This window comes from Luteibacter sp. 9135 (assembly GCF_000745005.1).
In the GTDB taxonomy this organism is placed as follows: domain Bacteria; phylum Pseudomonadota; class Gammaproteobacteria; order Xanthomonadales; family Rhodanobacteraceae; genus Luteibacter.
The window spans coordinates 2,187,223-2,213,815 of the sequence record NZ_JQNB01000001.1 but is presented as its reverse complement, the minus strand read 5'-3'; the positions used below and the strand labels follow the sequence as shown (position 1 = coordinate 2,213,815).

Below are 26,593 nucleotides of genomic sequence, written 5' to 3'. Positions count from 1 at the left end.
CCGGGGCCGGCAATCCCGTAGAATCCGGCCATGCGCCAGATCTATACCTCACCCCGCCCCGAGAACATCGACCGGATCGTCGCCTTGCTCACCGAGCACGCGATCGAGACGACCGTCACCAACCGATCGACCTGGAACCGCCCCACCTACCAACGCTTCAGCTATTCGCAGCGGCAGTCCGACCGTGACAGCTGGCCGCAGGTGTGGGTGAAGAGTGCCGACGACTTCCCCCAGGCCCGCACCCTGCTCAAGGAGATGGGCATCGAGCCGGTCATCCGCTTCCAGGAAGAGTTGCAGATGCACCGCGATCCGGACCGTCGTCCGGTGGCCCAGCGCACGGCGTCCCGCGTGCGCCTGATGGTGCTGGCCGTGGTCGTGGGCGTCATGCTGATCGTGATCCTCAAGGCCACGCAGGTCCTCTGAGTGCACGACACCGTCGACCATCGCGCCGCGCACCTGCTGTTGCGCGAAGCGACCCGTGACGACCACGAGGACACCGAGGCATCGGGCGGCATGCGCCGGCTGATGGAAGGGATGCTTAGCGAAGCGGGATACGCCACGTTGCTGCGTGCGCAGCTGGGCCTGTTCGAGGCCTGGGAGGCGGAGCGGGGGGCGTGGTTGCGGGGTGCTGCGGCCCGGGCCGGATGGGCGTATGTGTCGCGGGCGGGGTTGCTGCGGCAGGATCTGGGGATGGGGCGTGGCGAGATGGGGCGTGATGACGATCTGGCTATCGCCCACATCGTGGGCTCCTACACGAGCGGGATGCCGCACGCCGGCCACACCCCTGTAGGAGCCCACAATGTAGGCGATCCCCCCCGCGACAACCCCACCAACAAACCCCTCCCCACCGTGCCCCCTGGCGCCGACCACGACACCCCCACCGCCTGGGGCGAACTCTACGTCGTCGAAGGCTCCGCCCTCGGCGGCCGTCTCATCGCACGCCGCCTGCGCGAGCTCTACCCGGATCGCGAACACCGCTTCTACGCCGTGGGCGAAGATGCCCCGTCCGCATGGCGCCGTTTCCAGCACCTCCTCGACACCCACCTGCCCGACGATGCCTCCTGCCGTGCCGCCGTCGACGGCGCACGAGGGATGTTCGCCCGTTTTCGCCGGACGCTGAAGGAACCCACCGATGTCTGAGCTTCCCGACCTCACCGCCTGCGATCGCGAGCCCATCCACATTCCGGGGTCCGTCCAGCCCCACGGCATGCTGATCGTCGTCGATGCGGCAACGCAGGCGATCCTCCAGCTCAGCGAGAACGTGACCCCCTTGCTCGGTGTCGACCTCGCCGCCGCGCTGGGTGCCCCGCTGGACACGTTGCTCGGCCTCCCGTCGGACCTGTTCCTCGACGACGAGCGCCCGGCGCACACGCCGTGGGTCGCGGTGACCTTCCCGCACGACACCGGTCGCGGTGGCTGGCATGCCAGCGTCCATGCCTACGACACCCGCTGGATGATCGAACTGGAACCACGCGAAAGCGCCTTCGACGAGGACCCGCTGCGGATCGCGTTCGACTTCGCGTACAAGCTGGAACTCGACGGCAACGTGCAGCGCGCGGCGTCCCGCGTCGCCCGCACCATCCGTGGCGCACTGGGTTACGACCGGGTCATGGTCTACCGCTTCGACCACGACTGGCACGGCGAAGTGATCGCCGAGGCCCGCGACGACCACCTGGAGGCCTACCTCGGGCTGCACTACCCCGCCACCGATATTCCCTTGCAGGCGCGCGCGCTCTACCTGCGCAACCGCGTCCGCCAGATCAGCGACTGCCGCTACGTTCCCTCGCCCATCCTGCCGGCCTTCGACCCGCAGACCGGTGCCCCCACGGACCTGAGCGACGTCTCGCTGCGCAGCGTGTCGCCGGTGCACCTGGAATACCTGGGCAACATGGGCGTCACCGCCACCCTGGTCGCCTCGATCATCACCAACGGACGGCTCTGGGGCCTGGTGTCGTGCCACCACTACCGGCCGTTCTTCGCCGACCATCGCATGCGTGAAGTGGCCGATGCCGTTGCCCGGACGTTCGCCATGCGCGTGGCGGCCATCGAGGAAATGGACAAGGTGGAGGTGGAGAGCACGCTGCTGACCGTGCGCGAGAAACTGATCACCGCGTTCAACGAAAGCGACCGGATCGATCCCGACCTGCTGGCCACGCTGGCGCCGGAGCTGCTGGAAGTGGTCGATGCCGACGGCGTGGCCATCTTCTCGGGCAACCACGTCATCCGCCACGGCCACCTGCCCGCCGAGGACGCCCTGCTGCGCATTCGCGACGTAGTGGCCACCTCCGACACCCCGACCGGGGCCGATGGCATCACGGGCGTGCTCAACACCGACGAGATCGGCAGGCACTATCCCGAACTGGCGGAGGCCGAGTTCGCCAGCCTGGCCGCGGGCATCATCTTCATGCCGCTGCAGGCGGATTCGCACAACGCGCTGATCTGGACGCGTGCGGAACAGGTGCGCAACGTGCGCTGGGCCGGCAACCCGGCCCTGACCAAGCTCGAGGTCATCCCCGGCGCGCGCCTGTCGCCCCGACAGAGCTTCTCGTCGTGGCAGGAGACCGTACGCGGCCGCTCGCGGCCCTGGTCGCGCCAGCACCTGGACTCCGCGCGTGGCCTGCGCGTGCTCATCGAGATGATGGAGCGCAAGCATTACCAGCAGAGCTTCGCGCTGATGCGCGCCTCGCTGGCGCGTCTTCCCGACGCCATCGCGATCACCGACGCCAGCCACGCGGACTGGCGCGAGTGCCAGATCGTCTTCGTCAACGACGCCTTCGTCCGCGCCACCGGCCATCGCGCCGAGAGCGTGGCGGGCCTGATCATCGGCGACCTCCTGGTCGGCGACCTGGCGCTGCTGGCGCGGCGCACGGGCACGGTGGACGCCGGCGAAGCCGCCCGGATCGCCGTTTCAGTGCGCAAGGCCGACGGCGGGGTGCTGCATGGCCGGCTCGAACTGGAACCGGTGCTGGATGCCGCCGGCGCGATCACCCACTGGATGTCGGTCTACCACCCGGTCTGAGTACGGCCGACATCCCCAAAAAGACGCGATAAGATCGGGCCATGACCGATCGCGTCCGCCTGTTCCAGACCTTGCCGCACGCCTGCGGCTATTTCGCCGAGCGGACGGCACAGAACCTGGTGATCGATCCGGGGGCGCCTCGTCTCGACCAGCTCTACGGCCAGGCCTTGGCGAAGGGATTCCGCCGGGCCGGCAGCCACCTCTACCTGCCCCAGTGCGACGCCTGCCGGGCCTGCGTGCCCTGCCGTATCGACGTGGAGCGTTTCACGCCGGATCGCACCCAACGGCGATGCCTGAAACGCAACGCCGATATCGACGTGAGTGAGGTGATGCCCGGGTTCACCGCCGAACGCCACGCGCTCTACGAACGCTACCTGCGCACGCGGCATGCCGGCGGCGGCATGGACACGGCCGACGAAGAGGATTTCCAGCGTTTCCTGGCCGCGCCGTGGAGTCCCACCGTGTTTCTCGAGATGCGCCGCGAGGGCCGCCTGCTCGGCGTCGCGGTGACCGATATCGCCCTCACCGGCGTCTCGGCGGTCTACACCTTCTTCGAACCCGACGAGGCGGCACGCAGCCTGGGCACCTTCGGCATCCTCCAGCAGGCCGCCCTCGCCCGGCGTCGCGGCATTCCCTATGTCTACCTGGGTTTCTGGATCGCAGGGCACCCGAAGATGGACTACAAGCGTCGCTTCCACCCCCTGGAAATCCGGCAACAGGGTCGCTGGATCGCGATGCCCTGACGGCGGCGTTGGCCGAGGGCGTCCGGAACGGTGACAATCGGGGCCTGTCACGCTCCGGAGTCGTCATGGGCCCCCGCCGCATCGTCTGCCTCACCGAGGAACCCACCGAGACCCTGTACCGGCTCGGCGAGCAGGATCGCATCGTGGGCATCAGCGGCTTTACGGTGCGGCCCCCGGAAGCACGCCGCGACAAGCCCAGGGTCAGCGCCTTCACCAGCGCGAAGATCGACCGCATCCTCGCGCTGCAGCCGGACCTGGCCGTGGGCTTTTCCGACATCCAGGCGGATATCGCCCAGGCCCTGATCAAAGCCGGGGTCGAGGTATGGATTGCCAATCACCGCAGCGTGGAAGGCATCCTCGACTACATCCGCCGTCTCGGCGCCCTGGTCGGTGCGGCCGCTCGTGCGAACCAGCTGGCGGATGAGCTGGCACGCGGACTGGACGACGTGCGCGAGGTCTCCGCACGCTTGCCCTGCCGTCCGCGCGTGTATTTCGAGGAGTGGGACGATCCGCACATCTCCGGCATCCGCTGGGTCTCGGAACTGGTCGCGATCGCAGGTGGCGACGACGTACTGCCCCATCGGGCCAGCCAGTCGCTGGCCCGCGACCGGATCGTCGGCGACCCGGCGGAAATCATCGCCACCGCGCCGCAGATCATCATCGGCTCGTGGTGCGGCAAGCGCTTTCGGCCCGAACAGGTGGCTGCCCGCGCCGGCTGGGACGACGTGCCGGCCATCCGCGACGGCGAACTTCACGAGGTGAAATCGCCACTGATCCTGCAACCGGGGCCGGCCGCGCTCACCGACGGCCTGGCCGCCCTGCGCGGCATCATCCATGGCTGGAGCGTGCGGCATGGGTGAGGCGCGGGCCGCCCGCGACGAGGATGCCGGCCGCGGCGCGATGTGGCTGGGCGGCGTGTTCGTCGGCTGCATGGCGGCGCAGTTGCTGTCGTACGCGCTGTGGAGCCGGCAAGGCGGCACGCACATCGTCTGGTTTCCGGGCGCGGTACTGCTCGGCGCCTTGCTGGCCACGCCGCCGCGTCGCTGGCCGTGGCTGGTGACGTCCGCGTTCGCAGGGCTTCTGGTCGTCTGCGTGGGTCTGTTCCGCCTGCCCCTGGGAGACACGATGGCCGTGCTGGGCGCCGCGCTGGCCCCTACGCCTGCCGCCGCCTGGGCGCTGCGCCATGTGCATGGCGATACGCCGCTGCTGCAGGACATCGGCAAGCTGCTGGTCTGCGGTGCCATCGCCGTCGTCGCCCTGCCAATCGGCTCGGCCCTGCTGATCGGGCTGGTCGCACCGCATACCGCGTTTACCGGATCCGTGCTGGGCGACGGGACCAACCTCGCGCTGGCCCATGCCCTGGGCTACGTGCTCTACCTGCCCGCGTGGACCAGCCTGCGCAGCCCCGATGCCTCCGTACGGCACGCCGGGCGCGTGCCGCCGGTATTCGTGGCCGCGATGGCCTGCGCCATCGCCCTGCTGGGCGTGGTCTGGTACACCGTGGGGGCGCGTCCCGGACTGCTGCCGCTCCTGTGCCTGGCCCCCGCACCCATCCTCGTCGCCGCCTGCCTGCGCGCGCAGATGGCCGGCAGCTCGGCCGCGATGTTCGTGATCGTGGTGATGGCCGCGCAACTGAGCGTCGGCGGCCGTGGCCCGTTCGTCGCCGCCAGCCTGCAGGACACCACGCTCGCGGTGCAGTTGTGGACGCTGGGGGCCACGCTTTGCGCGATCGCGGTGAGCGCCCTCGTGGAACAACGCCAGGCGGGCCAACGCGCGCTGGACAATGCGCGCAACGACATGCGCGAACTGGCCGGGCGGCTGATCGCGACGCAGGAGCAGGAGCGTGCCCGCCTGGCGCGCGACCTGCACGACGACATCAACCAGCGCCTGGCCGCCGCCTCCATCGACCTGAGCGCGCTGCGCCGCCGCGTTCCCGCCGCACAGGCCGGCGAGGTCGGCCACGTGCAGGCACAGGTCATGGCGCTGGCGGAAGACCTGCGGCTCATGTCGCACCAGTTGCATCCCGGCTGGCTCAGCCATGCCGGCCTGCAGGAGGCCCTGCAGGCGCTGTGCGCGCCGACCGGTCGATCGGGGCCGCCGCGCATCGACCTGTCCGTGCCGCCGGACGCCGCCACGCTGTCCGGCGAGGTCGCCCTGTGCGTCTACCGGATCGCCCAGGAAGGGCTGCGCAATGCGCTGGACCATGCCGGGGCATCGCGTGTGACCATCGCGGTGGCGATCTGCACCGACCACGCCACCCTCCACATCGCCGACGATGGACGCGGCTTCGATCCCGAGCGGCTGCCGGTCCACGCGTCCGGTATCGGGCTTATCAGCATGAATGAGCGGGCCAGGTTGCTCGGGGGTCGTTTCGATCTCCGCAGCGCGCCCGGTAAAGGAGTCCAGCTATGCGTCCATCTGCCCCTGGCAAGCCCGTGAACGTGCCGGGCCGTCCACGCCTCGTCTTCGCCGACGACCATCGCATGGTCGCCGAGGGTATCGTCCGCCTGCTCGAACCCGACTACGACATCGTAGCGGTGGTGGAGGATGGCGGCGCGCTGCTGGAGGCCATCGGCCGCGAGGTGCCCGACCTGGTGCTTTCGGATATCAACATGCCCCGCGGCAACGGCCTGGAAGTGCTCAAGACACTGCGCGCCCGCGGCGACACCACGCCGTTCGTGATCCTGACGATGCACGCCGACCCGTCGCTCGCCGACATGGCGACGAAGGCGGGCGCGAACGGCTACGTGCTGAAGATGTCCGCGGGCGAGGAGTTGCTGCTGGCGCTGCGTCGGGTGCGCGACGGCGGTACCTATGTCACGCCGTCGCTCGGCGTGCATGCGGCCGCCCGCCTGCCGAACGAGATGCGCGAGCTGACGCCGAAACAACGCGAGGTGCTGCGCATGGTGGGCCAGGGGTTGCGCTCGCGCGAGATCGCCGAGCGGATGGGTCTGTCGGCGCGCACGGTCGAGGCGCACAAGTACATGATCATGCAGATCCTGGGCGTGCACAGCACGTTGGAGCTGGTGCGCCGATCCGAGGACCTGGGGCTGCTGCTCTAGCCCCGGCCGGCACGCGGATTCAAGGGTAGAGCATCCGGCTGGACCAGGCCGTGCCGCCATCGGTGTGGACGGATCGCTCGTGCAGGCGGTAGCGTGCGCCGTACCAGAACTCCACGCGATCCGGCTGCATCAGGTAGCCACCCCAGTGTGGCGGACGCGGCACGTCGCGGCCTTCGAACTCGGCTTCATAATGCGCCACGCGTTCTTCGAACGTGGCACGGTCGGGCAGTGTCTGGCTTTGCCTGGACGCCCAGGCGCCGATGCGACTGCCACGCGGGCGGCTGGCGAAATAAGCATCCGATTCCGCGTCATCCAGAAACTGCACGCGACCTTCGAAGCGCACCTGCACGCCTTCGCGGATCTGCTTCCAGTGGAAGCACAGCGCGACCTGCGGGTGCTCGGCCATTTCTTGACCCTTGGCGCTTTCGCGATTGGTGTGGAAACGCAGGCCGTGCGCATCGATGCCCTTGAGCAACACGATGCGCGAGTGCACGCGCCCGCTGGCGTCGGCAGTGGCGAGGTTCATCGCCGTGGGCTCGCGGTCGCCGCTGGCCTTGGCCTCGTCGAGCAGGCCCTGGAAGGTATCGAGGATATCGGGTGTGAGCATCGTGGCTGAGCTTCGTGCCAGGGGATCGTTCGATGCTAGCACGCCGGTCCGCGCCCTTCCGGGGCGTTTCGTCGCGGTCAGCCGGCGAGCAACGCGGCGTAACCGGCACGCGCATCCGGCCACCGGCAGCGGAAGCCGGACGCCTGCAGCAAGGCGTTGGACAACCGCTTGTTGCCGATGCCGACCGGCCCCGGCCCATCCGGAGGCAAGGGCACGCCGAGCAGCCCGGCCAGGTGGTCGTACAGCACGTCGATCGGCAGCGGCGTATTGTCCACGCCGACATACACGGGCGCCGGGTCGGGCAGCGACAGCACCAGCGCCAGCGCCGCGGCCGCGTCGTCCACATGGATACGATTGGCATAGACGCCCTGCCCACGCGGCACCCGGGCCTGGCCATCACGCAACCGCTCGAACAACTGCGTGCGCCCCGGACCGTAAAGGCCGGCCAGACGCACGCTCACGCCGCCCACCCCTCGCGAGGCCAGCCACTGCTCGGCGTCGCGCATGACGCGACCACTGAACGCCCCCGGCGCCACGGGCGTGCTTTCATCCACCCAGTCGCCACCATGCTCGCCATAGACGGCCGAGGACGACACGAACACCGTGCGCCGCGGCGGGACCGGCAGCGCGTCGACGATATGGCGCAGGCCGTCGACATAGAGGGCGCGATAGGCGTCCTCGTCGCGGGCGTCGGGCGCGGCGGCGTAGATCAGCGCCTCCACCGATGGCAGGTCGCGCAGGGTGGCTGGCTGCGTCAGGTCGCCCCGCAACCAGCCGATACCGTCGCCGTCGGCCGCCTCGCCCCGACGCAGGGCGAATACGCGATGCCCGTCGGCAAGCAACTGCCTGGCCACGCGGCTGCCCACGTCGCCCGCGCCGGCGACCAGCACGCTCTCGTACCTCTTGGGGTGGCTTGTTGCTAGCATGGTTGCGATGAATCCTTCGCCCAACCTGTTCCTGATCGGCCCCACGGGGGCCGGCAAGACCACGATCGGACAACGCCTCGCGGCGCATTACGGCCTGCCGTTCGTCGATCTGGATGTCCAGATCGAAGCGCGGCTGGGCACGACCCTTGTCAGCCTCTTCGAACGCGAAGGCGAGGCGGCGTTTCGTGCGCTGGAATCGGCGCACCTGGACGAGTCTAGCCGCGCCGACGGCGTCGTGCTCGCCACCGGTGCCGGCGCCGTGCTGGATGCCGACAACCGCGCCCGGTTGATGTCACGCGGCACCGTGCTGCTGCTGTCGGTCGATGTCGCCGAGCAGTTCGATCGCCTCGCGCACGACACCGTCCGCCCGATGATCACCGGCACCGATCGTCGCGGACGACTGGAAAGCCTGGCGGCCGAGCGCAACGCCCTGTACGAAGAGATCGCCGACCTGATCTTCCTGGGTCGCCACGAGCACGTGGACGCCGCCGTGCCGCGCGCCGTCGCCCTCCTCGACCGTCACTGGAGACGCGCCTGATGGAAACCGTCGACGTCGACCTGGCCGGTCGCAGCTACCCCGTATGGATCGGCCCCGGGCTGCTCGCGGACAGTGAGCGCTGGCGACCGATGATCCGCGGGCGTCACGTGCTGGTGGTCAGCAACACCACCGTGGCTCCGCTGTATCTGGACGCGCTGGCCCAGGGCCTGGACGGCCTGCGCTGGGCGTCCTACCTGCTCGACGACGGCGAGATGCACAAGACCTTCGCCAACATCGGCCGCATCCTCGAGGCCCTCGGCGAGATGGGCGCCACGCGTGACGCTTGCATCATCGCCCTGGGCGGCGGCGTGGTCGGCGACATGGCGGGCTTCGCGGCAGCCTGCTGGATGCGCGGCATCGACTTCATCCAGGTGCCGACCACCCTGCTGGCCATGGTCGATTCCTCCGTCGGCGGCAAGACCGGTGTGAACCTGCCCACCGGCAAAAACCTGGCCGGTGCCTTCCACCAGCCGCGCGCGGTGGTGGCGGACACCTACCTGCTCGACACCCTGCCCCAGCGTGAATTCCGGGCTGGACTGGCGGAGGTCGTCAAGGGCGCGGCCATCGGTGATCCCGCGTTCTTCGCCTGGCTGGAAGACCACGCCGACACCCTGGCCACGCGCGAGACCCGTCCCCTCATCGAGGCCATCGCCCGCAAATGCCGTTACAAGGCCGGCGTGGTGGCGCGCGACGAAACCGAACAGGGCGAACGGGCTCTGCTGAACCTGGGGCACACCTTCGGGCATGCCCTGGAGACCGCCGGCAACTACAGCGAGATCCTGCACGGCGAGGGCGTGGCCATCGGCATGGTGCTGGCGGCTCGCCTTTCCGAGCGGCTGGGCATGGCCACCGCCGACGATACGCAACGCCTGATCACGCTGCTGCAACGCCTGGGCCTGCCCACCGAGCGCTCGTCGCGGCATGCGCCCACGCGGCTGCTGGCACTCATGCGGCTGGACAAAAAGAACACGGCGGGCACGTTGCGGCTGATCCTGTGGCGCGGCATCGGCCGCGCGGAGATCGTGTCCGGCGTCGCCGAGGACGACGTGCTCGCGGTGCTGGCCTGACACGCCTACAATGATCGGCCCTGCGCCAGCCCGGATCGTTCGATGCGGATCTACATGCAAACCCTGCCCGAGGTCGCGACGGAAGCGCCCCGCTACGTCCAGATCACCCTGGAGCAGGACCTGTTCGGCGGCTGGACCCTCTACCGCGAAAGCGGCGTCCAGGGCGGCAAGGCCTCGCTCAAGCGCGAGGTGCACATCACGCACGATTCGGCGTTGGCGGCTTTCGAGAAAGCCCGCGACGCCCAACTGAAAAAAGGCTTCAAAGTCATGTTCAGCCAAGGCCAGGAGTCGGCACATGGTCGCTGACGCGCCGCGCAACGATCGCTTCCTCCGCGCATTGCGCCGCGAGCCCGTCGACACCACGCCGGTGTGGGTGATGCGCCAGGCCGGTCGCTACCTGCCGGAATACCGCGCCACCCGCGCCAAGGCCGGCAGCTTCATGGGGCTGGCCACGAATCCCGAGTACGCCTGCGAGGTGACGTTGCAGCCGCTGGCGCGCTTCGACCTCGACGCGGCCATCCTGTTCTCCGACATCCTCACCATTCCCGACGCCATGGGCCTGGGCCTGTCGTTCGAACAGGGCGAGGGGCCGCGTTTCGCGCGCCCCGTGCGCGACGCCGCCGCGATCGATCGCCTGGCGGTGCCGGACATGGACAAGGAGCTGCGCTATGTCATGGACGCGGTACGCCTGATCCGCCAGGAACTGGGCGGCCGCGTGCCGCTGATCGGTTTTTCCGGCAGCCCGTGGACATTGGCCTGCTACATGGTCGAAGGCGAGGGCTCACGCGACTTCGCCCGGGTCAAGGCGCTGGCCTGGAACGACCCGGCGCTGGCGCACCGCCTGCTGGATACCATCGCACGCTCGGTCTCGGCCTACCTCATCGCCCAGGCGCACGCGGGTGCCCAGGCGCTGATGATCTTCGACACGTGGGGCGGCATGCTCGGCCCCGCGCCGTTCCGCGAGTTCTCGCTGCGCTACATGACCCAGGTGGTGGATGCGCTGAAGGCGGACCCGGTCGGCCGTGAGCTGCCGGTGATCCTCTTCTCTAAGGGTTCCAACGGGCAACTGGAAGCCCTGGCCGACACCGGCTGCGACGGCCTCGGCGTGGACTGGACGATCGACATCGGCGAAGCGCGCCGGCGCGTGGGCGACCGCGTGGCACTGCAGGGCAACCTCGACCCCGCCGTGCTGCGTGCCTCGCCCGACATCGTGGCGCGCGAGGCGCGCGCCGTGCTCGACAGCTTCGGCAACCACCCCGGCCATGTGTTCAACCTGGGCCACGGCATCACGCCGGAAGTCGACCCGGACAACGTCAAGGTGCTGGTCGACACCGTGCACGCCCACGGCCGCACCCTCCGCACGTCGTAAAAACGGGCGGGGCGTTACCGCGTAGGAGCCCACGATGTGGGCGATGTGGGCATTCGGGCATCTTGGTGATCCGCGCATTCCGAACGGACCATGCGAAAAGCATCGCGGACATCGTCCGCTCCTACATGTACCTATATCTGTTTATCAGAACCGGTTGGGGCCGGCGATGTGGCACTTGCCGCCTTCCGCCTTGGCGGCGGTGGCGCCGGCCTGGTCGTCGGCCTGCATGCGCATTTCGTACACCGTCTGCCAGTTGCGGGCGCAGAGGCTGCCCGACTTCGGGCCCATGTCGAACGATTGCTTCGCCAACTGCTCAGCGCGCGGGAAGTCCTGCATGCGCACGGCTACTTCGGCGCGGTCCTGGATGAGTTCGGGCGCCTGGGGCGCCAGTTTCAACGCCTGGGCGAGCTTGGCGTCGGCATCCGGGTACCTGCCGGCGCGCTCGTCGGCCGCGGCGGCCTGCTGCAGGCCCTGAACGCCGGGATCGCGCAAGGGCGCGACCTCGATGGCCGACTTCTCGCGCTCTCCGGCGGCGCGGATCTGCGCCACGATGTCGTAGACGGGTTTGCTGGGCCGGGTGGCCTGCGGCGGTGCTGGCTGGCTGCAGGCGGCGACGAGGGTGGCGGCGGCGATGGCGCAGAAACGAAGGCGATGCATGGCGTCAATCCGTAGGATTACTGGGAACGGGCGGTGCGGGCTGTTGGGCTCCGTCGCCGCCGCCGAACATACCCTTGAATCGCTGCCAGAAACAGCCCTCTTCCGCTTCCGGCACGTAACCGGACACGAACGGGAACTGTCGCGAGCCTTCGCACGAGGGGTCGGTGCGCTTGCCCGTCTGCGGGTTCACGTAAGCCATCTCCAGGCCTTCGCCGGGCGCCGCCGAGCGGGGCCGCGTCGGCAGCTTGCGGAACAGCTCCTGCCACACGCGCATGCTTCCGGTGGCGCCGTACAGGCCCGTGGGCTTGTTGTCGTCACGACCCATCCAGACCACCGCCAGGCGGTCGCCGGTGAAGCCGGCAAACCAGCTGTCGCGCTGGCTGTCGCTGGTGCCCGTCTTGCCCGCGGCATGCAGCCAGGACAGGCTGGAATTGCCGATGGCGGCGGCGGTGCCGCTGTTGACCACCTGTTGCATGGCCCACGTGGTCAGCCGCGCGGCGGTCTGGTATTCGCCGTCGCCGCCCTTCACCTCGTAACGCTTGATCGCCTGGCCCTTGTTGTCCATGACGCCACGCACGGCCACCAGTGGGAGCGCGTGGCCATCGGCGGCGATGTACTCGTACAACTGCGCCACCTGCAACGGCGACAGGTCGATCGCGCCCAGCAGCAGCGACGGACTGGGATTGACGCCCTCCAGGCCGAACGATTCCAGGAAGCCCTTGATCCGCGGTACACCCACCTGCATGCCGAGGTTCACCGTGGCGAGATTCCACGAGTGCACCAGCGCGTCCAGCATCGGCACTTGTCCGTGCACTTCGTGGTCGTCGTTCTGTGGCGTCCATGGCGTGCCGTCGGGCTGGCGCATGTTGATCGGTAAATCGTCGACGATCGAGGCCAGCGACCATTTCGACGGCTGCGCCAGCGCCACCAGGTACACCAGCGGCTTGACCAGCGAACCGATGGAGCGGCGGGCATCCAGCGCGCGGTTGAAGCCCTGCTCGCCGGGGTCGCGCGAGCCGACCACGGCCAGCACGCTGCCGTTGGTGGTATCGGTGACCACGGCCGCGGCCTGCGCGGCGGCACCGCGTTTGCCCAGCGATTTCATCGTGGTGATGATCGCCTGCTCGGTGTAGAGCTGCGCGGCGGGGTCCAGCGTGGTGAAGATGCTGAGGCTGCCGTCGCGTAGCGCGGCTTCGTCGAAGTCGGCGGTGATCTGCGAGCGGACCAGCTGCATGAACGCGGGGAAACGGTTGTGCGGCAGCTGCGCGTTCGGCGCGATGCCCAGCGGTGTGGCTTGTGCGGCCTTTGTCTGCGCGTCGTCGAGCAGGCCGGTGTCGTGGAACTGCTGCAGCACGAGGTTGCGGCGCGACAGCGCGCGATCCGGATAACGGCGCGGATCGTAATAGCTGGGGCCCTTGACCAGGCCGATCAGCAGGGCGATTTCCTGCGGGCGCAGGTCTTCCAGGCGGCGGCCGAAGAAGAACTCGCCGCCGGCGGCAAAACCGTGCACGGCCTGGTTGCCCTGCTGGCCGAGGAACACCTCGTTGACGTATGCCTCGAGGATGCGACCCTTCGAATAATGCGCTTCCATCAGCAGCGAGAGGATCGCCTCGTTAACCTTGCGCAGCATGGTCTGGTTGCGATCCAGGAACAGGTTGCGCACCAGCTGCTGGGTCAGGGTGGAGCCGCCCTGCACCGTGTGGCCCGCGCGCAGGTTGGCGAACGAGGCGCGCGCGATGGCCGAGAAATCCAGCCCGATGTGGTTCTTGAAGTCGCGGTCTTCCACCGCCTGCAGGCCCTGCACGAGCAGCGGCGGCACGTTCTCCAGGCGCACGATGCGGCGCTCTTCCTGCTGCGCGCCGTAGAGCGTGGCGATGCGCGCGGGGTCGAGGTGGATCGACGCGATGGGCTTGTTGTTGGTGTCGTCCACCACCGAGGCCACCTGGCCGTCGGCCAGGGCCACGCGGATGCGATGCGGCAGCTCACCGCCGTCCGGTCCGAAATACCCGTGCGAGGCGATGACGAAGCGCGAACCGTTCTTCGAATAACTACCCTGCACCTTGCCGGCGCCCTCGGCCGTGTAGCCGGCGAAGGTGAGTTCCAGCTCCAGCGCGGCGGGCGTCAGCGCCCTGCCCGTTTCCAGCGGCAGCGGTCGCGCGTAGACGCGGGTGGGCACCGCGAACACGAGGTCGTTGAAGCGATCCTGCAAGCGGGCATTGAGGATCAGCGTGTAAGGCAGCAGGAAGCCGAACAGCAGCCCCATGACCAGCCAGAAAGGAATGCGCAGCCACGGCCAGGCCGTGCGCAGGAGGGAGCCGAGACGGTTCAGGAAAGCCAACGCGAAGAAGTCCTGCGGGAGGGGTCGGGGACCGATGATAGGGGCAGTTCACCGGCGATCATCTGAACGGGAGCGGGCAAAGCGAGGGCAATGAAGGTCAGCGCACCGGCCGCCAGGTGGCCGCGACGGGGCGAAACGCCCGCGGGTGCACGTCGAGCAGCGCTTCCAGGTCGCCATTGTCGGCGATCAGGTCGGCATCGAGCCGGGCGACGGGGCCGCGGATCGTGGGTGAAAGGGCCGCCGCCATGTCGAGCAGGACGCGCGGCACGGGCACCGGCAGCACCAGTCCGCCAGCGCTTCGCTGCGTGCGCCGGAACATCTCCGCCGCAGTGATGCGCTCGCCACCGCCGATGGGCAGCGTGCGCCCGCGGGCAGCGGCCGTGCCCAGCGCCGCGACGACCGCCGCCGCGATGTCGTCGGCATGCACGGGCTGGCGCTGTCCACGCCCGGGGGGCAGCGGAAACACGTGACGCCGGCGCGCCGATGCCACGATGGGGGTCAGGCTCTTGTCCATGCCCGCGCCATAGATCAGCGTGGGCCGGAACACCGTCCAGGGCATGCCCCGCGACGCGCAGGTGGCGATCAGGGTGGTCTCGGCATCGCGCAGGCGCCGCGATACCTCGCGCTCCTCGGGCACTGTGGATTCGCGCTTGGTCTCCGCGCTCATCGACGAGGTGGCGATGACGTGCGGCACGCCCGGCAGGCGCATCTCGGCCAGCCAGGCGGCCAGCAGGTCGATCGGCCCTAGCGAGACCACGGCACGTAGCGGCGGCAGGTCGGGCATGCGATCGGGCAACTGGCCACGCACCCAGCGCGTGTCGCCCGGTAGGGGCTGCCGGCTCACCGCCTGCCAGGCATAGCCGGCTGCCTCGAGCCGGGGAAGCAGGAAGTGTCCGATCTGACCGGAGCCGCCCAGTACCAGTACGGTCATCGCGCTCAGCGTCCCGTCGCAATGCGCTCGTAGGCGCTTTGCAGGCGCGGATCGTCGGGCACGTAGCGGCGCGCGTGGTCCAGGGCCTGGAACGCGCCCTGGCGATCGCCGGCGCTGGAGCGCTGCAACGCGTTGTCGATCAGCGCACTGCCCAGGCGATGGCGCATCTCGCCCTGCGAGGCATCGCCGGGGGCGAGATCGGACATCGTGGCGTAGAGGTCTTCGGCGCGCTTGACGTTGCCGCTGGCCACGGCCTGCTGCATCTGCTTCTCGACCTGTGCGGGCAGGCCCTGCAAGCCCGCGCGTGCCGTGGGATCGTTGCCGTCGATGGAGAGGGCGTTGCGATAGAGATCGTAGGCGCTGTCGCCGGGCGGGTCCATGATGTCGCCGCGCGACGTGGCGGCCTGCGCACGACGCACCAGCGCGGCGACCCGCGCTTTCTGCTCCGGGCTGACGGCGAGGGACGCCTCGGACGTGTCGTCGTCAGCGGCGGCGGCCACGGGTGCGCCCTGGGTTGCACGCGCAGGCGGCACGGCAGCATGCGGCGCGCCGGTGTCGCCTCCGCCCAGACGAGCGCGGGCCGCCGCCAACTCGGCCGACTTCGGCGCCAGCTTGGTCGCCTGTTCCAGCAGTTTCGCCGCCTGGGCATCGTCCTCACTGTCCAGCGCCGCATTGGCCTGCACGATCAGCGCCTGCGCCACCTGGCCCAGACCGGCCTTGGCAGCCGCGTTGTCCGGGTCCACGGCGAGCACCGCCTTGAATCGGGCCAGCGCGGTGTCGTCGCCGTCGCCGGTGAAGCGTCCCGCGCGCATGGCGTCGTTGCCTTGCTGGATCAACGCGGCGGTGGCCTGGTCGTCCTGCTTGCGGGTTTCCGCCAGCGATGCCCGCAGCGACGGCAGGTCGCTGTAGCCCGGGACGAGGATGGCGATGCGATCGACCAGGGCATTGGCCTTGGGCCGGTCGTTGGCGGCGATGGCCTGGCGTGCCTGCGCCGCGAGAGCGTCGCCGACCTTGTCCAGGCCGCGCGCCGCCACCGTGTTGTTTCGGTCGGCATCGAGCACGCGGCGATAGAGCGCGCCGGCGCCCTCGTCGCCGTCCAGCTGGCCGGCGGCGAATGCCGCCTGCGCGCGATCGACCAGGGACTCGGTGCGCCCCTGCGGGTTACGCGCTTGCGATAGCTGTTGGGTCAGCCGTTCCACGTCGCTGCCGCCGCCCAGCAGTTCGCGGGCAACGTCCAGTGCCGCCTGCGCCTCGTCGAGGTTGCCGGCGGCGAGGGCCGCGTCCGCGCGTGCCACCTCTGCCATGCCGACGCGGCGCAGGCCGTCACGGGCCTGGTCGCTGTCCGGTTGCTGGTCGCGGGCCTTTTCGAACAGCTCGCGGGCGCTATCGCCCGCCGTACCGTCGAGCTTGCCGGCGGCCAGCGCACGGTTGGCCTGGCCGAGGATGTCGTTGAGTTCCGTGGCGGGCATCAGCGTGCGCAGGCGATCCTGCTGCAGCCAAAGGCCGGTGACGCCACCGATGAGCACCAGCACCAGCACCGGTACCAGCCAGCCGCGCTTGCGCGCACGCTTCGGCGGTGGCGCGGATGGCCCGGGGCGGCGACGTGGCGTGTCCACCACGATATGCGGCAGCCCGTCGTCGACGGGCGGCGCGGGACGGTCGAGGTCGTCCAGCCGCCCGAGGGTCGGCTCGGTGCGACCGCGACGTTCGTGATCGTGGTTGTCTTTGCGTCCGCTCATGGGCGTGGGTCTTACCGGGAAGCGCAGCAGCTTAACATTCGGGCGTGAACGGGCGTTGTCGGGCCCGTGGGATCAGAGCTCGACGCGGATGCGACCGGCGGCGCGCTTCGCCTTGGCGAGGGCTTCCTCCACGGTGGCGGCACGGGCGAGCGTAACCGCCATGCGGCGACGGCCCCGCACCTCGGGCTTGCCGAAGATACGCAGCATCGTGCCGGTTTCCGCCAGTGCCTCGGCCACGCCATGGTAGGTGGGCGCCTGCCCTTCCCCCTCCACCAGCACCGCGCACGACGCGGCGGGAGAGAACGCATGGATCTCCGGCACGGGCAGGCCGAGAATAGCCCGCGCGTGTAGCGCGAACTCGGAAAGATCCTGCGAGATCAGCGTGACCAGGCCGGTATCGTGCGGCCGCGGGCTCACTTCGGAGAAGATCACCTCGTCGCCGCGGACGAAGAACTCCACGCCGAACACACCCCAGCCGCCCAGGGCCGCGGTGATCGTATCCGCCTGTCGCTCGGCGGAGGCGCGGGCCGCGTCGCTCATCGCCTGCGGCTGCCACGACTCGCGGTAGTCGCCGTCTTCCTGGCGATGGCCGATGGGTGGGCAGAACGACACGCCGTCTCGATGGCGCACGGTAAGCAGGGTGATTTCGTAATCGAAGTCGATGAAACCTTCGACGATGACCCGCCCCCGCCCGGCGCGACCGCCGGCCTGGGCGTACTCCCAGGCCGCATCCGCATCCGCCGGCGTGCGCAGCACGCTCTGGCCCTTGCCCGACGAACTCATCACCGGCTTGGCGACGCAGGGCGTGCCGAGCGCGGCCACCGCGTCGACGAATGCTTCGTGTGTGTCGACGAAGCGGTAGGGCGAGGTCGGCAGGCCGAGTTCTTCCGCGGCCAGTCGACGGATGCCCTCGCGATCCATCGTCAGCCAGGCGGCCTTGGCGGTAGGAATGACCCGCAGGCCTTCCTTTTCCATCGCCACCAGCGTGGGTGTGTGGATCGCCTCGATCTCGGGCACGACGAGGTCCGGCTTCTCCTGTTCGATGAGCGCACGCAGCGCATCGGCGTCCAGCATGTCGATGACATGGCTGCGATGAGCCACCTGCATCGCCGGTGCATTGGCGTAACGATCCACCGCCACCACCTCGACGGCGAAGCGCTGCAGCTCGATCGCCACCTCCTTGCCCAGTTCGCCGGAACCCAACAGGAGCACCTTGAGTGCATTGGAAGCGTGCGGCGTGCCGAAGGTCGTCATGCGGGAATCCTGGTGAACGTAGGCGTGCATTCTACCGAACGCGCCGCACTACCGAACGCGGCGCAGCGACAGCCCCACAGCGATCCAGCCGACGATAAATGCCACGCCACCCAGCGGGGTGATCGCGCCGGTCCAGCGCGGTGCTCCCAGCGCCAGCGCATAGAGGCTGCCCGAGAACAACACGATGCCGACGGCGAACAGGGCGATGGCGACCGTGCGCGCCCGGCCCGGTGCCAGGCCGACGACGGCCACGAACAGGGCCAGGGCGTGCCAGAAATGGTATTGCACCGCCGTGTGCCAGACCTGCAGGCCGGCCTCGTCCACGATGCCGCGCAGCGCATGGGCACCAAACGCGCCCAGCGCCACGGCGCTGGCGCCGGCCAGGCCGACCAGGAGGGCATGGGTACCGCTGACAGGTTGTCGCATTCGCAAGGTTCCGCAGTCGGGTGCGCCTGATCGCCGGCGCGGGTGGCGTATCCTGCGCAGGATATCCCGCGGAGTGTCGCATGAAGCCGTTCCTTCCCCGCCGGGTCGTGCTGACCCTCCTCGCCTTCCTCGCCGTGGTCGCCCTCGGTGGTTGTCAGCGCGAGCCGCAGCCCGAGTGGCGCTTGAACGACGTAGCCGGCCACCTGCCGGATCTCGACTTCAAGCTGACCGACGACAACGGCAAGGCGGTCACCGGTGCCGACTACCGCGGCAAGGTCACGCTGATGTATTTCGGCTACACGCACTGCCCCGATGTCTGCCCGCTGACGCTCACCCAGTTGCACGTGGTGTTGGGCCGCCTGGGCCCCGCCGCCGACAAGGTGCGCATCCTTTTCGTGAGTGTCGACCCCGCGCGGGACACGCCGCAGATCATGCACGACTACGTCAACGCCTTCGACAAGCGTGCGGTCGGCCTGGTCGGCTCGGGCGCGGATGTGGAAGCGCTGGCCAAGCGCTATCGCTCGGCCTTCACCCGCGAGCCGGACAAGGGCGACGGCGCCTACGACGTCAGCCACAGTTCGGCCATCTATGTCTTCGACGCCGCGGGCAAGGCGCGCCTGCTTGCCACGCCGTCGTCCTCGCAGGACGACATGGTCCACGACCTGACCCTGCTCACCTCCCTGGAGCCGCACGCATGACGTTTCGCTCGCTCGCCGCCTCGTTGTTCCTGCTTGTCGCCAGCACCGCCGGCGCCACCGATACGCCGGCGGTGGAAGCCAGCGCGGGTTGGATACGCGTACTACCGGGCAGCCTGCCGGCCGGTGCCTATGTCACCTTCCGCAACCACTCCACCAGCGCGCTGAAGATCGTCGGCGCGGAAAGCGCCGATTACGCGGAGGCGATGATCCATCGCAGCAGCACCGAGGGTGGCATGGGCCGCATGGAGATGGTGGACAGCGTGGACCTGCCGCCCGAAGGCACAGTGTCCTTCACGCCCGGCGGTTACCACGTGATGCTGGAGAAACCGACGCACGCCGTGAAGCCGGGCGACCGGCTCACCATCACCTTCGAACTGTCGGACGGCAAGAAACTGCCGGCGACGTTCGTCGCGCGGCCAGCCAACGCGACCGGCCCGACGAACTGACCGGCTGACGGCGAGGTCAGCCGCCCTTGGCGATGGCCTCGCCCAGCTTCTCGCCCGTCACCGGCCCGATGAACGTCTTGGCCACATGGCCGTCGGGCGCGATCAGGTACGTGGTGGGCAGGCCCTTGGGCGCGTCGAAATCCTTCGGCGGCGCCGTGACGTCCACCTGCGCGATGGGGTACGACACGGGATGCTTGTCGACGAAGGCCTTGATCTCCTTCGCGTCGGTGTCCTCGAACGCCAGGCCGATGGCGGCGACATCCTTGCGGCTTTTCACGAAGGCCGAAATATCCGGCATTTCCTTGATGCACGGCACGCACCACGTGGCCCAGTAGTTGACGATCACCCACTTGCCCCGCTGCGCGGCAAGATCGAAGGGCTTGCCGTCGAGCGTGACGACCTTCAGTTGCGGGCTGGCGGCCGTGGCGGCCACGACGACCGTGGGCGACACGGCGAGGGCCAGGGCGGCGAAGGCAAGGGTGCGCAGGATCATGCAGGGGAATCCTCGATGGAGACGGGTGCCGGGGTCGGCGGAAACAGGTGGTCCAGGCGTGCGCCCAGCGTGGCGTCGAGCGCTGCCGCCAGATGGTCCAGCAGCGCCAGCAGGTCGGGTGGCAGCGTAATGCCCATGCGCTCGACCTGCTCGCGCGGATGCAGTGGTAACCGGTACTGCGTGCAGCGATAGACGCGAACCAGTTCGGTCGTATCCAGGCTGCGGCTGAGCAACCAGCCGCCGGCCTCGCCGCGCTGGATCATGTCCGCGCGCTGCAGGTCCTCGAAATAGCTGGCGATCGCGTTGGACGGCAGGTAGGGCTCACGCACGCGGATGGTGGCCGGATCGATGCTGTCGCCGCAGCGCTGTGCCTCGACGAAGTGCTGGAGCACCACCAGCAGGCCGATGAACTCCGCACCGTCGGGAAGCGCCTCGGTGGGCAGCACGTACTCGAAGGCGGAGATGGACGCGGCGATGGAGGCACCCAGGATCACGATGATCCACGACAAATAGATCCACAGCAGGAAGATGGGGATCGCCGCCAGCGCGCCGTAGATTTCCTCGTAGTTGGGCGAGTTGCGAATGAACTGGGCAAAGCCCCAACGGGCGAACTCGAACAGGATGGCGCCCAGCAAGGCGCCGATGGCCGCATGCCGCCACGACACGCGCCGGTTGGGCACCATGGTGTACATCAGCACCAGCGTCACGAAGGTGATGACGAAGGGCAGCAGGCTGATCAGGCGGAACTGCGAGGCGATCTGGTCGGCGGCCGCGTGCAGCATCGGAAACGCAGTGATATACGACGACAGCGCCAGCCCGCCGACGACGAGGATCGGCCCCAGTGTCAGCGCCGCCCAGTAAAGCAGCAGGCGCGACGTCCAGCCGCGCGGCTTGCGCACGCGCCAGATGCGGTTGAGGCGATCCTCGATGCTGATCATCATCGACACGGCGCTGAACAGCATGACCAGCACGGAGATGCCGGTGAGCTGGCTGGCCTTGTCGGCGAAGGCCATCATGTATTCCTGGATTTTCATGCCGGTGGCTGGCACGAAATTCTGGAACGCATAGGCAGCCAGCGCGCCCCGCCATTCGGCGAACACGGGAAAGGCCGACAGGATGGCGAACACGGCGACCGTCAGGGGCACCAGCGAGACCAGGGTGGTGTACGACAGCGCGCCCGCGGTTTCGAAGCATTTGTCGTCGACGAAGCGCAGCCAGGTGAACCGGGTGAAGCTCAGGGCGCGGTCGCGGTCGAAGCGAAACGGCATGGGGGTCCTTGGATCCTTGTCCCGATGGTTTGGGATCGTGAACAGTTCTGCGAGACTAGTGCCTTCGCAAAGGCACTCAATCCATGTCCCACGACGTCCTCGTACTCTACTACAGCCGTAGCGGGCACACGGCCCAGCTCGCCCGACTCGTCGCCCGCGGCATCGAGGAAGTGCCCGGCATGCGTGCGCGCCTGCGCCAGGTGCCACCGGTCGCGCCGGTGACCGAAACGGCGATGCCGCCCGAGCCGGACGAGGGCGCCCCCTACGTCACCCGCGCCGACCTGGTCGAGTGCGTGGCCCTGGCGATGGGCAGCCCTACCCGCTTCGGCAACATGGCTGCGCCGTTGAAACACTTCCTCGACACCACGGGCGCGGAGTGGGCCTCCGGTGCCTTGGCGGGCAAGCCCGCCGCCGTCTTCACCGCGTCCAGCACGATGCACGGCGGGCAGGAATCCACGCTGCTCACGATGATGGTGCCCCTGCTCCACCACGGCATGCTGATGGTCGGCATTCCCTATACCGAGCCGGCCCTCACCAGCACCACCACCGGTGGCACCCCGTACGGCGCCAGCCATGTCGCCGGCCCTCGCGGCGAGAACGCGATCAGCGAGCACGAGCGCGACCTGTCCCGCGCCCTGGGCAAGCGGCTGGCCGACATCGCCCGCCGGCTCGGCACGCCCGCATGACAAAGCACGCCGCCGGGTGGCCCACGGCACTGAGCGGCAGCCAGAAGACCGGACTGGCGGCCTGGGCGGCACTGCTGGCCATCCAGGTGCTCTGGTACACGCTGTATCCCCCGGTATCGATTCCCACCTGGGTGGCGTTTGCCCTCACGGTGCCACCGCTGCTGCTGCCGCTGCTCTCATTGCCCAGGGTCACCCGCGCCCTGCTGTGGGTCGGCATCCTGGCCCTGTTCTATTTCTGCCACGGCGTGGCGGAGGCCTGGAGTTCCACGGGCGACCGCTGGCTGGCCGCCGTGGAGATCGTCGTCACCCTGCTGCTGATCGGCACGCTCGGCGTGGGCGTGCGTCGGCGGGGCTGACAACGCCATCCTCGAGCGCGGCCGGCCGACCGGCATGCTGCGCAGCACATCGACGCGCGCGCGCGGTCCGGGCAGGCTGGGGCCTTCGCTCCGTTTTCGAGGAACATCACCATGGCATTCGTGCAGGACGCCCCCCGGCTGGCCCAGCCCTATCGCCACGATCGCGTACTTCGCGCCTGGCTGGCCCAACGGCTGCCGCCGGACCGCGTCGCCGCGCTGCATGGCGATCTGGATGCCCTCGGTGATTACGCAGTCATGGCGTGGGAAAGACGGCAGCGCGCACCGCGTACGGAGCCGGTGCTCACCGCGTGGGACGCCTGGGGCAACCGTGTCGACCGCATCGCGCTGACGCCGGCCTGGGAGGAAGGCCCCACGATGACCACGCGGCATGCGGTGCTCGCGGCCGGCCATGAGCCCTCGCCCTGGGCGCGCGTGGAAGCGTTCGCCCGCGTCTACCTCTACCACATCGCCAGCGAGTTCTATTGCTGCCCGCTGGCAATGACCGACGGCGCTGCGACGGCGATCCGCGCCTCCGGCAACGCCGCGCTGGCGGCACGCGCCCTGCCGCATTTCCTCAGCCGCGACCCGTCCACCTTCTGGCTGTCCGGCCAGTGGATGACCGAAACACCGGGCGGCTCGGACGTAGGCCGTTCGGAGACCACCGCGCGGCAGGACACGGACGGCCAGTGGCGGCTCTACGGCCGCAAGTGGTTCAGTTCGGCGGTGGTGGGCGAGGCGGCGCTGGCCCTGGCGCGCCCGGAAGGCGCCGGCGCGGGAACGGCGGCGCTCGGGTTGTTCTACGTCGAGACCCGCGACGAGTACGGCGCATGGCGCGGGATCACCATCGACCGGCTGAAGAAGAAACTGGGCACGCATGAGTTGCCGACCGCCGAGATCCACCTCGACGGCCTTCCCGCCCTTCCCGTGGGACCGGTCGATCATGGCGTACGCCAGATTGCGCCGATGCTAAACGTCACGCGTACCTGGAACGCGGTGTGCGCCGTGGCCAGCATGGCGCGTGCGGTGGCGCTCGCCCGCGATTACGCAACCCGACGCCAGGCGTTCGGCCGGCGCCTCATCGATCACCCGCTGCACGCGCGCACGCTGGCCGACATGCAGGCCGAATACGAGGCCACTTTCGCGCTCACCTTCCACGTGGCCGAACTCCTGGGTCACGTCGAGCACGGCGAAGCCGGACCAGCGGACGTCGCCCTGCTGCGACTGCTCACACCACTGGCCAAGCTATGGACGGCCAAGGTGGCGATCCGCGTGGTGTCCGAAGCCCTGGAGTGTTTCGGCGGCGCGGGCTACATCGAGGACACCGGCCTGCCGCAGCTACTGCGCGATGCGCAGGTCTATGCCATCTGGGAAGGCACCACCAACGTGCTTTCGCTCGACATGCTGCGTGCGCTCGGCGGGGCCGGCATCGCCCCGCTGCGCACCACCGTGGCCGGGCTGGTGCCCGAAGGCGACGCCACGCGCCGGGCCATCGACCGCAGCCTGGACGCGACCGAGACCCTGCTCGCGGATGTCGCCTCCGACCGTTCCTCGCTGGAAGCCTCCGCCCGCGGTATCGCGTTCACGCTGGCACGCTGCATGGCCGCCGCCCTCTTGGCACGGTCGGCAGCAGGCGCCGCCGACGGCGATACGCGCCCCGCGGCGGCCTGCCGGCGGTTCGTCGCGCGCGGCCTGGACCGGTTGTCGCTGCCCGGGAACGATGACGACATGCTGTTGGCCACGGCGCCGGTCCATCCCTGAAGGCGAAGCCGACACCATGTAAGATGGGCGCCCGTTTCACCCCGCTTCGCAGGTCAACCATGCAGCAACTCACCATCGTCACCACCGGCGGCACGATCGACAAGGTCTACTTCGACGACAAGTCGGATTACCAGATCGGCTCCCCGCAGATCGGCGACATCCTGCACCAGCTCGGCGTCGCCTTCCGTTTCGAGGTGATTCCGATCCTGCGCAAGGACAGCCTGCACGTGACCGACGAAGACCGCGCCCTCATGCGCAGTACCATAGAGGCCCAGCCCCATCGCCACGTGCTGGTGACCCACGGCACCGACACCATGGTGGAAACCGCGCACGTGCTGGCCGGCATCCCGGGCAAGGTCATCGTGCTGACCGGCGCCCTGAACCCCGCGCGGTTCCAGGGTTCGGACGCCGTCTTCAACATCGGCTGCGCGGTGGGTGCGGTGCAGTCGCTGGCCGATGGCGTGTACATCGCCATGAACGGCCGCGTGTGGGATCCGAAGACCGTCCGCAAGAATCGCGACGCCAACCGCTTCGAAGCGGTGTGATCGCCCGCGCCGGTCAACCACCGGCGCGATCCTCGACGACGGCATCCACCGTCGCCCCCGCATCCATGAGACCTGCGCCACAGCCCTTCGGGCACGGGCCCGGCAGCGGTCGTGCGTTATCCACCAGCTGGCGGGTAATGGTATCCACCGCGATGGAGGGGTCTGCCGAACGCATCAGTGCGACCAGGGCGGATACCTGCGGCGCCGCCATCGAGGTGCCGGCGTAGTAGGCCAGCATCGGCCGCTCGCGACCCTGCTTGCCGGCATCGACGGTGGAGAGGATATCGTCGACACCGAAGGCTCCCAGCGTGCCACCCGGCGCGGACAGCGTGACGCCGTCGCCGTGGTTGGAATAACGGGCCATCGAGCCGTCACGCGCCAACGCACCCACGCTGACTACGCCGGCGCAATTGGAAGGCGACACCGCCGACGCACGAATGCCGTCGTTGCCCGCTGCCGCGACCACTGCCGTACCACGCGAGCGCGCCGCCGCGATCGCCTCCGCCAGCGTGCGCCCACATGCTCCGGGCGTGCGCAGGCTCAGGTTGATCACGTCGACTCGTCGGTCGATCGATGGAACACCCGCCAGTTCGCCACCACTGGCCCACGCGATGGCGTCCACCACATCGGAAAGCCGGCCTCCGCATTTCGCCATCACACGCACGGGCACCACCTTCGCCTCCGGTGCCACGCCGAGCACGCCGCGACCATCCGGCGAGCGCGCCACTATCAGGCCGCTGACATGTGTACCGTGCCACGACGAAGCCGACGGCTTTTCGGACTTGCACTCACCGGCCTCGTGCCAGTCGCCTTCATCGGTAGGATCGGCATCGCGCCCGTCGCCGTCACGCGCCGCGGTCGCGTCGCTGACGAAGTCGTAGCCGGGCAGCAGCTGGCCGTCCAGTTGCGGATGCGCCGTGACGCCGGTATCGAGCACGGCCACCACGGCACCCGCGCCGCGGGTGTAGCGCCACGCCACCTCCGCGTCGATGCCGACGCGCGGATCGTGCATGTACCACTGCCGGTGCCACAGCGAGGTCAGCCCGCGCGCAGGCGTCACGATCCGATCCTCCTCGACATCGACCACGCCCGGCAGCGCAGCCAGGCGCGCCGCATCGCCATCGCTCACCTCGAAGACGTCGCCTCCAGAGGCCAACGACCGCACATGGCGGACGCCGCCGGCACGCGCTGCGACGACACGGGACGGCGATGGCGATGTACTTCGCACCGCGGTGGCCGCCGAACGCTGACTGTCGAAGTGCACGATGAACCGCGCTGGCGTCGTGTCCACGGCAAGGGACGCAAGCGGATAGATGGCCACGGCGAGGAAGACTAGGGATGAACGGTGGGGAGAGCGCATGTCGATGTCCTTCGAGTCGCGGGATTGCCGCGGGTAGGACAACGTAGGTCGATACCTCCATCGCAAACATGCGTTGCCGCCCTTGCGCTTTCGTAGGGGATGCGACCAGCAACTGCGGGACAGGATCGCAGGCGTTGGCGACACGGCGAGGAGGCGTCGGGTGGTCACCCTCTGCGCTCGGGCAGCGGCCGCAAGCGGCCGAACTCGCTCAGAGGGTGACCACCCGACGCCTCACTGGCGACTGAGGTTGCGTGCCGGGAAAGCAACGCTCGCAGCATAACCCGGAGCGGCTACCCCATAACATGCG

Annotated in this window: 28 protein-coding genes; 17 read left to right on the top strand and 11 right to left on the bottom strand. The window is 69.1% G+C overall.

Going from position 1 to position 26,593, the window contains the following annotated elements:
• The first annotated feature begins 30 nt into the window (after positions 1 to 30).
• The 7 genes from FA89_RS09585 (at position 31) to FA89_RS09555 (ending at position 6,824) form a co-directional block, all read left to right on the top strand.
• On the top strand, positions 31 to 423 hold the full coding sequence (locus tag FA89_RS09585) for a hypothetical protein (RefSeq protein ID WP_036140358.1): 393 nt from the start codon (positions 31 to 33) through the stop codon (positions 421 to 423).
• The gene (locus tag FA89_RS09580) at positions 424 to 1,140 is read left to right on the top strand and encodes a biliverdin-producing heme oxygenase (RefSeq protein ID WP_036140356.1); all 717 of its coding nucleotides are present in this window, start codon (positions 424 to 426) and stop codon (positions 1,138 to 1,140) included. It begins immediately after the preceding gene.
• On the top strand, positions 1,133 to 3,019 hold the full coding sequence (locus FA89_RS09575) for a PAS domain-containing sensor histidine kinase (protein ID WP_036140354.1): 1,887 nt from the start codon (positions 1,133 to 1,135) through the stop codon (positions 3,017 to 3,019). Before FA89_RS09580 ends, FA89_RS09575 begins: the two co-directional genes overlap by 8 nt.
• Positions 3,020 to 3,060: 41 nt before the next feature.
• Positions 3,061 to 3,762, top strand: coding sequence for an arginyltransferase (locus FA89_RS09570; protein ID WP_036140352.1), 702 nt, complete (start codon positions 3,061 to 3,063; stop codon positions 3,760 to 3,762).
• A gap of 65 nt (positions 3,763 to 3,827) precedes the next feature.
• A complete protein-coding gene (locus tag FA89_RS09565) occupies positions 3,828 to 4,622 on the top strand; it encodes a cobalamin-binding protein (RefSeq protein ID WP_036140350.1) in 795 nt (264 codons plus the stop codon).
• Positions 4,615 to 6,201, top strand: coding sequence for a sensor histidine kinase (locus FA89_RS19185; protein WP_051938656.1), 1,587 nt, complete (start codon positions 4,615 to 4,617; stop codon positions 6,199 to 6,201). Before FA89_RS09565 ends, FA89_RS19185 begins: the two co-directional genes overlap by 8 nt.
• Positions 6,171 to 6,824 (top strand): response regulator, encoded by a 654-nt coding sequence (locus tag FA89_RS09555; RefSeq protein ID WP_081916417.1) that lies wholly within the window; start codon positions 6,171 to 6,173, stop codon positions 6,822 to 6,824. Before FA89_RS19185 ends, FA89_RS09555 begins: the two co-directional genes overlap by 31 nt.
• Positions 6,825 to 6,843: 19 nt before the next feature.
• Here the strand turns inward: FA89_RS09555 and pdxH are convergent, their stop codons facing one another.
• On the bottom strand, positions 6,844 to 7,431 hold the full coding sequence (gene pdxH / locus FA89_RS09550; protein ID WP_036140348.1) for a pyridoxamine 5'-phosphate oxidase: 588 nt from the start codon (positions 7,429 to 7,431) through the stop codon (positions 6,844 to 6,846).
• Positions 7,432 to 7,508: 77 nt separating this feature from the next.
• Positions 7,509 to 8,357: an NAD-dependent epimerase/dehydratase family protein gene (locus FA89_RS09545; protein ID WP_036140347.1), complete on the bottom strand. Its 849-nt coding sequence runs from the start codon at positions 8,355 to 8,357 to the stop codon at positions 7,509 to 7,511.
• Positions 8,358 to 8,364: 7 nt separating this feature from the next.
• Here FA89_RS09545 and FA89_RS09540 point away from each other — a divergent pair, with 7 nt between their 5' ends.
• From FA89_RS09540 to hemE, 4 genes are read left to right on the top strand one after another with little or no spacing between them, the layout of a single operon-like run.
• A complete protein-coding gene (locus FA89_RS09540; RefSeq protein ID WP_036140345.1) occupies positions 8,365 to 8,895 on the top strand; it encodes a shikimate kinase in 531 nt (176 codons plus the stop codon).
• A complete protein-coding gene (gene aroB, locus FA89_RS09535) occupies positions 8,895 to 9,962 on the top strand; it encodes a 3-dehydroquinate synthase (protein ID WP_036140343.1) in 1,068 nt (355 codons plus the stop codon). Before FA89_RS09540 ends, aroB begins: the two co-directional genes overlap by 1 nt.
• A 42-nt stretch (positions 9,963 to 10,004) precedes the next feature.
• The gene (locus FA89_RS09530; protein ID WP_036140341.1) at positions 10,005 to 10,268 is read left to right on the top strand and encodes a WGR domain-containing protein; all 264 of its coding nucleotides are present in this window, start codon (positions 10,005 to 10,007) and stop codon (positions 10,266 to 10,268) included.
• On the top strand, positions 10,258 to 11,331 hold the full coding sequence (gene hemE, locus FA89_RS09525) for a uroporphyrinogen decarboxylase (RefSeq protein WP_036140338.1): 1,074 nt from the start codon (positions 10,258 to 10,260) through the stop codon (positions 11,329 to 11,331). The genes FA89_RS09530 and hemE overlap by 11 nt, the downstream gene beginning before the upstream one ends.
• A 144-nt stretch (positions 11,332 to 11,475) precedes the next feature.
• Here hemE and FA89_RS09520 read toward each other — a convergent pair whose 3' ends face one another.
• From FA89_RS09520 to FA89_RS09495, 6 genes are all read right to left on the bottom strand, one after another.
• Positions 11,476 to 11,988 (bottom strand): hypothetical protein, encoded by a 513-nt coding sequence (locus FA89_RS09520; RefSeq protein ID WP_036140336.1) that lies wholly within the window; start codon positions 11,986 to 11,988, stop codon positions 11,476 to 11,478.
• Positions 11,989 to 11,992: 4 nt separating this feature from the next.
• Positions 11,993 to 14,326, bottom strand: coding sequence for a penicillin-binding protein 1B (gene mrcB / locus FA89_RS09515; protein WP_036140335.1), 2,334 nt, complete (start codon positions 14,324 to 14,326; stop codon positions 11,993 to 11,995).
• A 97-nt stretch (positions 14,327 to 14,423) separates the two neighbouring features.
• Positions 14,424 to 15,257 (bottom strand): SDR family oxidoreductase, encoded by an 834-nt coding sequence (locus FA89_RS09510; RefSeq protein WP_036140333.1) that lies wholly within the window; start codon positions 15,255 to 15,257, stop codon positions 14,424 to 14,426.
• Between the two features lie 5 nt (positions 15,258 to 15,262).
• Positions 15,263 to 16,996 carry a tetratricopeptide repeat protein gene (locus FA89_RS09505; RefSeq protein ID WP_036140331.1) on the bottom strand — a complete coding sequence of 578 codons (1,734 nt, stop codon included), beginning with the start codon at positions 16,994 to 16,996 and terminating at the stop codon, positions 15,263 to 15,265.
• 72 nt (positions 16,997 to 17,068) lie between these two features.
• Positions 17,069 to 18,250 carry a formate-dependent phosphoribosylglycinamide formyltransferase gene (purT, locus tag FA89_RS09500; RefSeq protein ID WP_036140329.1) on the bottom strand — a complete coding sequence of 394 codons (1,182 nt, stop codon included), beginning with the start codon at positions 18,248 to 18,250 and terminating at the stop codon, positions 17,069 to 17,071.
• 48 nt (positions 18,251 to 18,298) lie between these two features.
• Entirely contained in the window at positions 18,299 to 18,676 is a 378-nt protein-coding gene (locus FA89_RS09495; protein WP_036140327.1) for a DUF423 domain-containing protein, read from the bottom strand.
• Positions 18,677 to 18,756: 80 nt separating this feature from the next.
• Here FA89_RS09495 and FA89_RS09490 point away from each other — a divergent pair, with 80 nt between their 5' ends.
• Together FA89_RS09490 and FA89_RS09485 are read left to right on the top strand one after the other, a co-directional pair.
• Complete coding sequence (locus FA89_RS09490; protein ID WP_036140326.1) at positions 18,757 to 19,374, top strand: SCO family protein; 618 nt, start codon at positions 18,757 to 18,759, stop codon at positions 19,372 to 19,374.
• Positions 19,371 to 19,820: a copper chaperone PCu(A)C gene (locus FA89_RS09485; protein WP_036140324.1), complete on the top strand. Its 450-nt coding sequence runs from the start codon at positions 19,371 to 19,373 to the stop codon at positions 19,818 to 19,820. Before FA89_RS09490 ends, FA89_RS09485 begins: the two co-directional genes overlap by 4 nt.
• A 16-nt stretch (positions 19,821 to 19,836) precedes the next feature.
• Here the strand turns inward: FA89_RS09485 and FA89_RS09480 are convergent, their stop codons facing one another.
• Positions 19,837 to 20,313, bottom strand: a complete 477-nt coding sequence (locus FA89_RS09480) for a TlpA family protein disulfide reductase (protein ID WP_051938655.1) — start codon at positions 20,311 to 20,313, stop codon at positions 19,837 to 19,839.
• Positions 20,310 to 21,581 (bottom strand): YihY family inner membrane protein, encoded by a 1,272-nt coding sequence (locus FA89_RS09475; protein ID WP_036140322.1) that lies wholly within the window; start codon positions 21,579 to 21,581, stop codon positions 20,310 to 20,312. Before FA89_RS09475 ends, FA89_RS09480 begins: the two co-directional genes overlap by 4 nt.
• 83 nt (positions 21,582 to 21,664) lie before the next feature.
• Between FA89_RS09475 and wrbA the strand changes: the two genes are divergently transcribed.
• The 4 genes from wrbA to FA89_RS09455 all read left to right on the top strand — a co-directional run bounded on the left by wrbA (position 21,665) and on the right by FA89_RS09455 (position 24,926).
• Positions 21,665 to 22,267 (top strand): NAD(P)H:quinone oxidoreductase, encoded by a 603-nt coding sequence (wrbA, locus tag FA89_RS09470; protein ID WP_036140321.1) that lies wholly within the window; start codon positions 21,665 to 21,667, stop codon positions 22,265 to 22,267.
• On the top strand, positions 22,264 to 22,623 hold the full coding sequence (locus FA89_RS09465) for a DUF2069 domain-containing protein (protein WP_051938654.1): 360 nt from the start codon (positions 22,264 to 22,266) through the stop codon (positions 22,621 to 22,623). The genes wrbA and FA89_RS09465 overlap by 4 nt, the downstream gene beginning before the upstream one ends.
• A 111-nt stretch (positions 22,624 to 22,734) precedes the next feature.
• On the top strand, positions 22,735 to 24,381 hold the full coding sequence (locus FA89_RS09460; RefSeq protein WP_036140319.1) for an acyl-CoA dehydrogenase family protein: 1,647 nt from the start codon (positions 22,735 to 22,737) through the stop codon (positions 24,379 to 24,381).
• A gap of 59 nt (positions 24,382 to 24,440) precedes the next feature.
• Complete coding sequence (locus tag FA89_RS09455; RefSeq protein WP_036140315.1) at positions 24,441 to 24,926, top strand: asparaginase domain-containing protein; 486 nt, start codon at positions 24,441 to 24,443, stop codon at positions 24,924 to 24,926.
• Positions 24,927 to 24,939: 13 nt separating this feature from the next.
• Here FA89_RS09455 and FA89_RS09450 read toward each other — a convergent pair whose 3' ends face one another.
• Positions 24,940 to 26,286, bottom strand: a complete 1,347-nt coding sequence (locus FA89_RS09450) for a S8 family peptidase (RefSeq protein ID WP_051938653.1) — start codon at positions 26,284 to 26,286, stop codon at positions 24,940 to 24,942.
• Positions 26,287 to 26,593 lie beyond the last annotated feature (307 nt).

Bases quoted from the DNA above. Each gene is read 5' to 3' on its own strand.
- FA89_RS09460 (WP_036140319.1), top strand. From the start codon at position 22,735: ATGGCATTCGTGCAGGACGCCCCCCGGCTGGCCCAGCCCTATCGCCAC.
- FA89_RS09565 (WP_036140350.1), top strand. From the start codon at position 3,828: ATGGGCCCCCGCCGCATCGTCTGCCTCACCGAGGAACCCACCGAGACC.
- FA89_RS09505 (WP_036140331.1), bottom strand. From the start codon at position 16,996: ATGAGCGGACGCAAAGACAACCACGATCACGAACGTCGCGGTCGCACC.
- FA89_RS19185 (WP_051938656.1), top strand. From the start codon at position 4,615: ATGGGTGAGGCGCGGGCCGCCCGCGACGAGGATGCCGGCCGCGGCGCG.
- FA89_RS09520 (WP_036140336.1), bottom strand. From the start codon at position 11,988: ATGCATCGCCTTCGTTTCTGCGCCATCGCCGCCGCCACCCTCGTCGCC.
- FA89_RS09485 (WP_036140324.1), top strand. From the start codon at position 19,371: ATGACGTTTCGCTCGCTCGCCGCCTCGTTGTTCCTGCTTGTCGCCAGC.
- FA89_RS09575 (WP_036140354.1), top strand. From the start codon at position 1,133: ATGTCTGAGCTTCCCGACCTCACCGCCTGCGATCGCGAGCCCATCCAC.
- FA89_RS09450 (WP_051938653.1), bottom strand. From the start codon at position 26,286: ATGCGCTCTCCCCACCGTTCATCCCTAGTCTTCCTCGCCGTGGCCATC.
- wrbA (WP_036140321.1), top strand. From the start codon at position 21,665: ATGTCCCACGACGTCCTCGTACTCTACTACAGCCGTAGCGGGCACACG.
- FA89_RS09585 (WP_036140358.1), top strand. From the start codon at position 31: ATGCGCCAGATCTATACCTCACCCCGCCCCGAGAACATCGACCGGATC.
- FA89_RS09465 (WP_051938654.1), top strand. From the start codon at position 22,264: ATGACAAAGCACGCCGCCGGGTGGCCCACGGCACTGAGCGGCAGCCAG.
- FA89_RS09530 (WP_036140341.1), top strand. From the start codon at position 10,005: ATGCGGATCTACATGCAAACCCTGCCCGAGGTCGCGACGGAAGCGCCC.
- FA89_RS09495 (WP_036140327.1), bottom strand. From the start codon at position 18,676: ATGCGACAACCTGTCAGCGGTACCCATGCCCTCCTGGTCGGCCTGGCC.
- FA89_RS09570 (WP_036140352.1), top strand. From the start codon at position 3,061: ATGACCGATCGCGTCCGCCTGTTCCAGACCTTGCCGCACGCCTGCGGC.
- purT (WP_036140329.1), bottom strand. From the start codon at position 18,250: ATGACGACCTTCGGCACGCCGCACGCTTCCAATGCACTCAAGGTGCTC.
- FA89_RS09510 (WP_036140333.1), bottom strand. From the start codon at position 15,257: ATGACCGTACTGGTACTGGGCGGCTCCGGTCAGATCGGACACTTCCTG.
- FA89_RS09490 (WP_036140326.1), top strand. From the start codon at position 18,757: ATGAAGCCGTTCCTTCCCCGCCGGGTCGTGCTGACCCTCCTCGCCTTC.
- FA89_RS09475 (WP_036140322.1), bottom strand. From the start codon at position 21,581: ATGCCGTTTCGCTTCGACCGCGACCGCGCCCTGAGCTTCACCCGGTTC.
- FA89_RS09480 (WP_051938655.1), bottom strand. From the start codon at position 20,313: ATGATCCTGCGCACCCTTGCCTTCGCCGCCCTGGCCCTCGCCGTGTCG.
- FA89_RS09455 (WP_036140315.1), top strand. From the start codon at position 24,441: ATGCAGCAACTCACCATCGTCACCACCGGCGGCACGATCGACAAGGTC.
- FA89_RS09540 (WP_036140345.1), top strand. From the start codon at position 8,365: ATGAATCCTTCGCCCAACCTGTTCCTGATCGGCCCCACGGGGGCCGGC.
- aroB (WP_036140343.1), top strand. From the start codon at position 8,895: ATGGAAACCGTCGACGTCGACCTGGCCGGTCGCAGCTACCCCGTATGG.
- FA89_RS09555 (WP_081916417.1), top strand. From the start codon at position 6,171: ATGCGTCCATCTGCCCCTGGCAAGCCCGTGAACGTGCCGGGCCGTCCA.
- hemE (WP_036140338.1), top strand. From the start codon at position 10,258: ATGGTCGCTGACGCGCCGCGCAACGATCGCTTCCTCCGCGCATTGCGC.
- FA89_RS09545 (WP_036140347.1), bottom strand. From the start codon at position 8,357: ATGCTAGCAACAAGCCACCCCAAGAGGTACGAGAGCGTGCTGGTCGCC.
- pdxH (WP_036140348.1), bottom strand. From the start codon at position 7,431: ATGCTCACACCCGATATCCTCGATACCTTCCAGGGCCTGCTCGACGAG.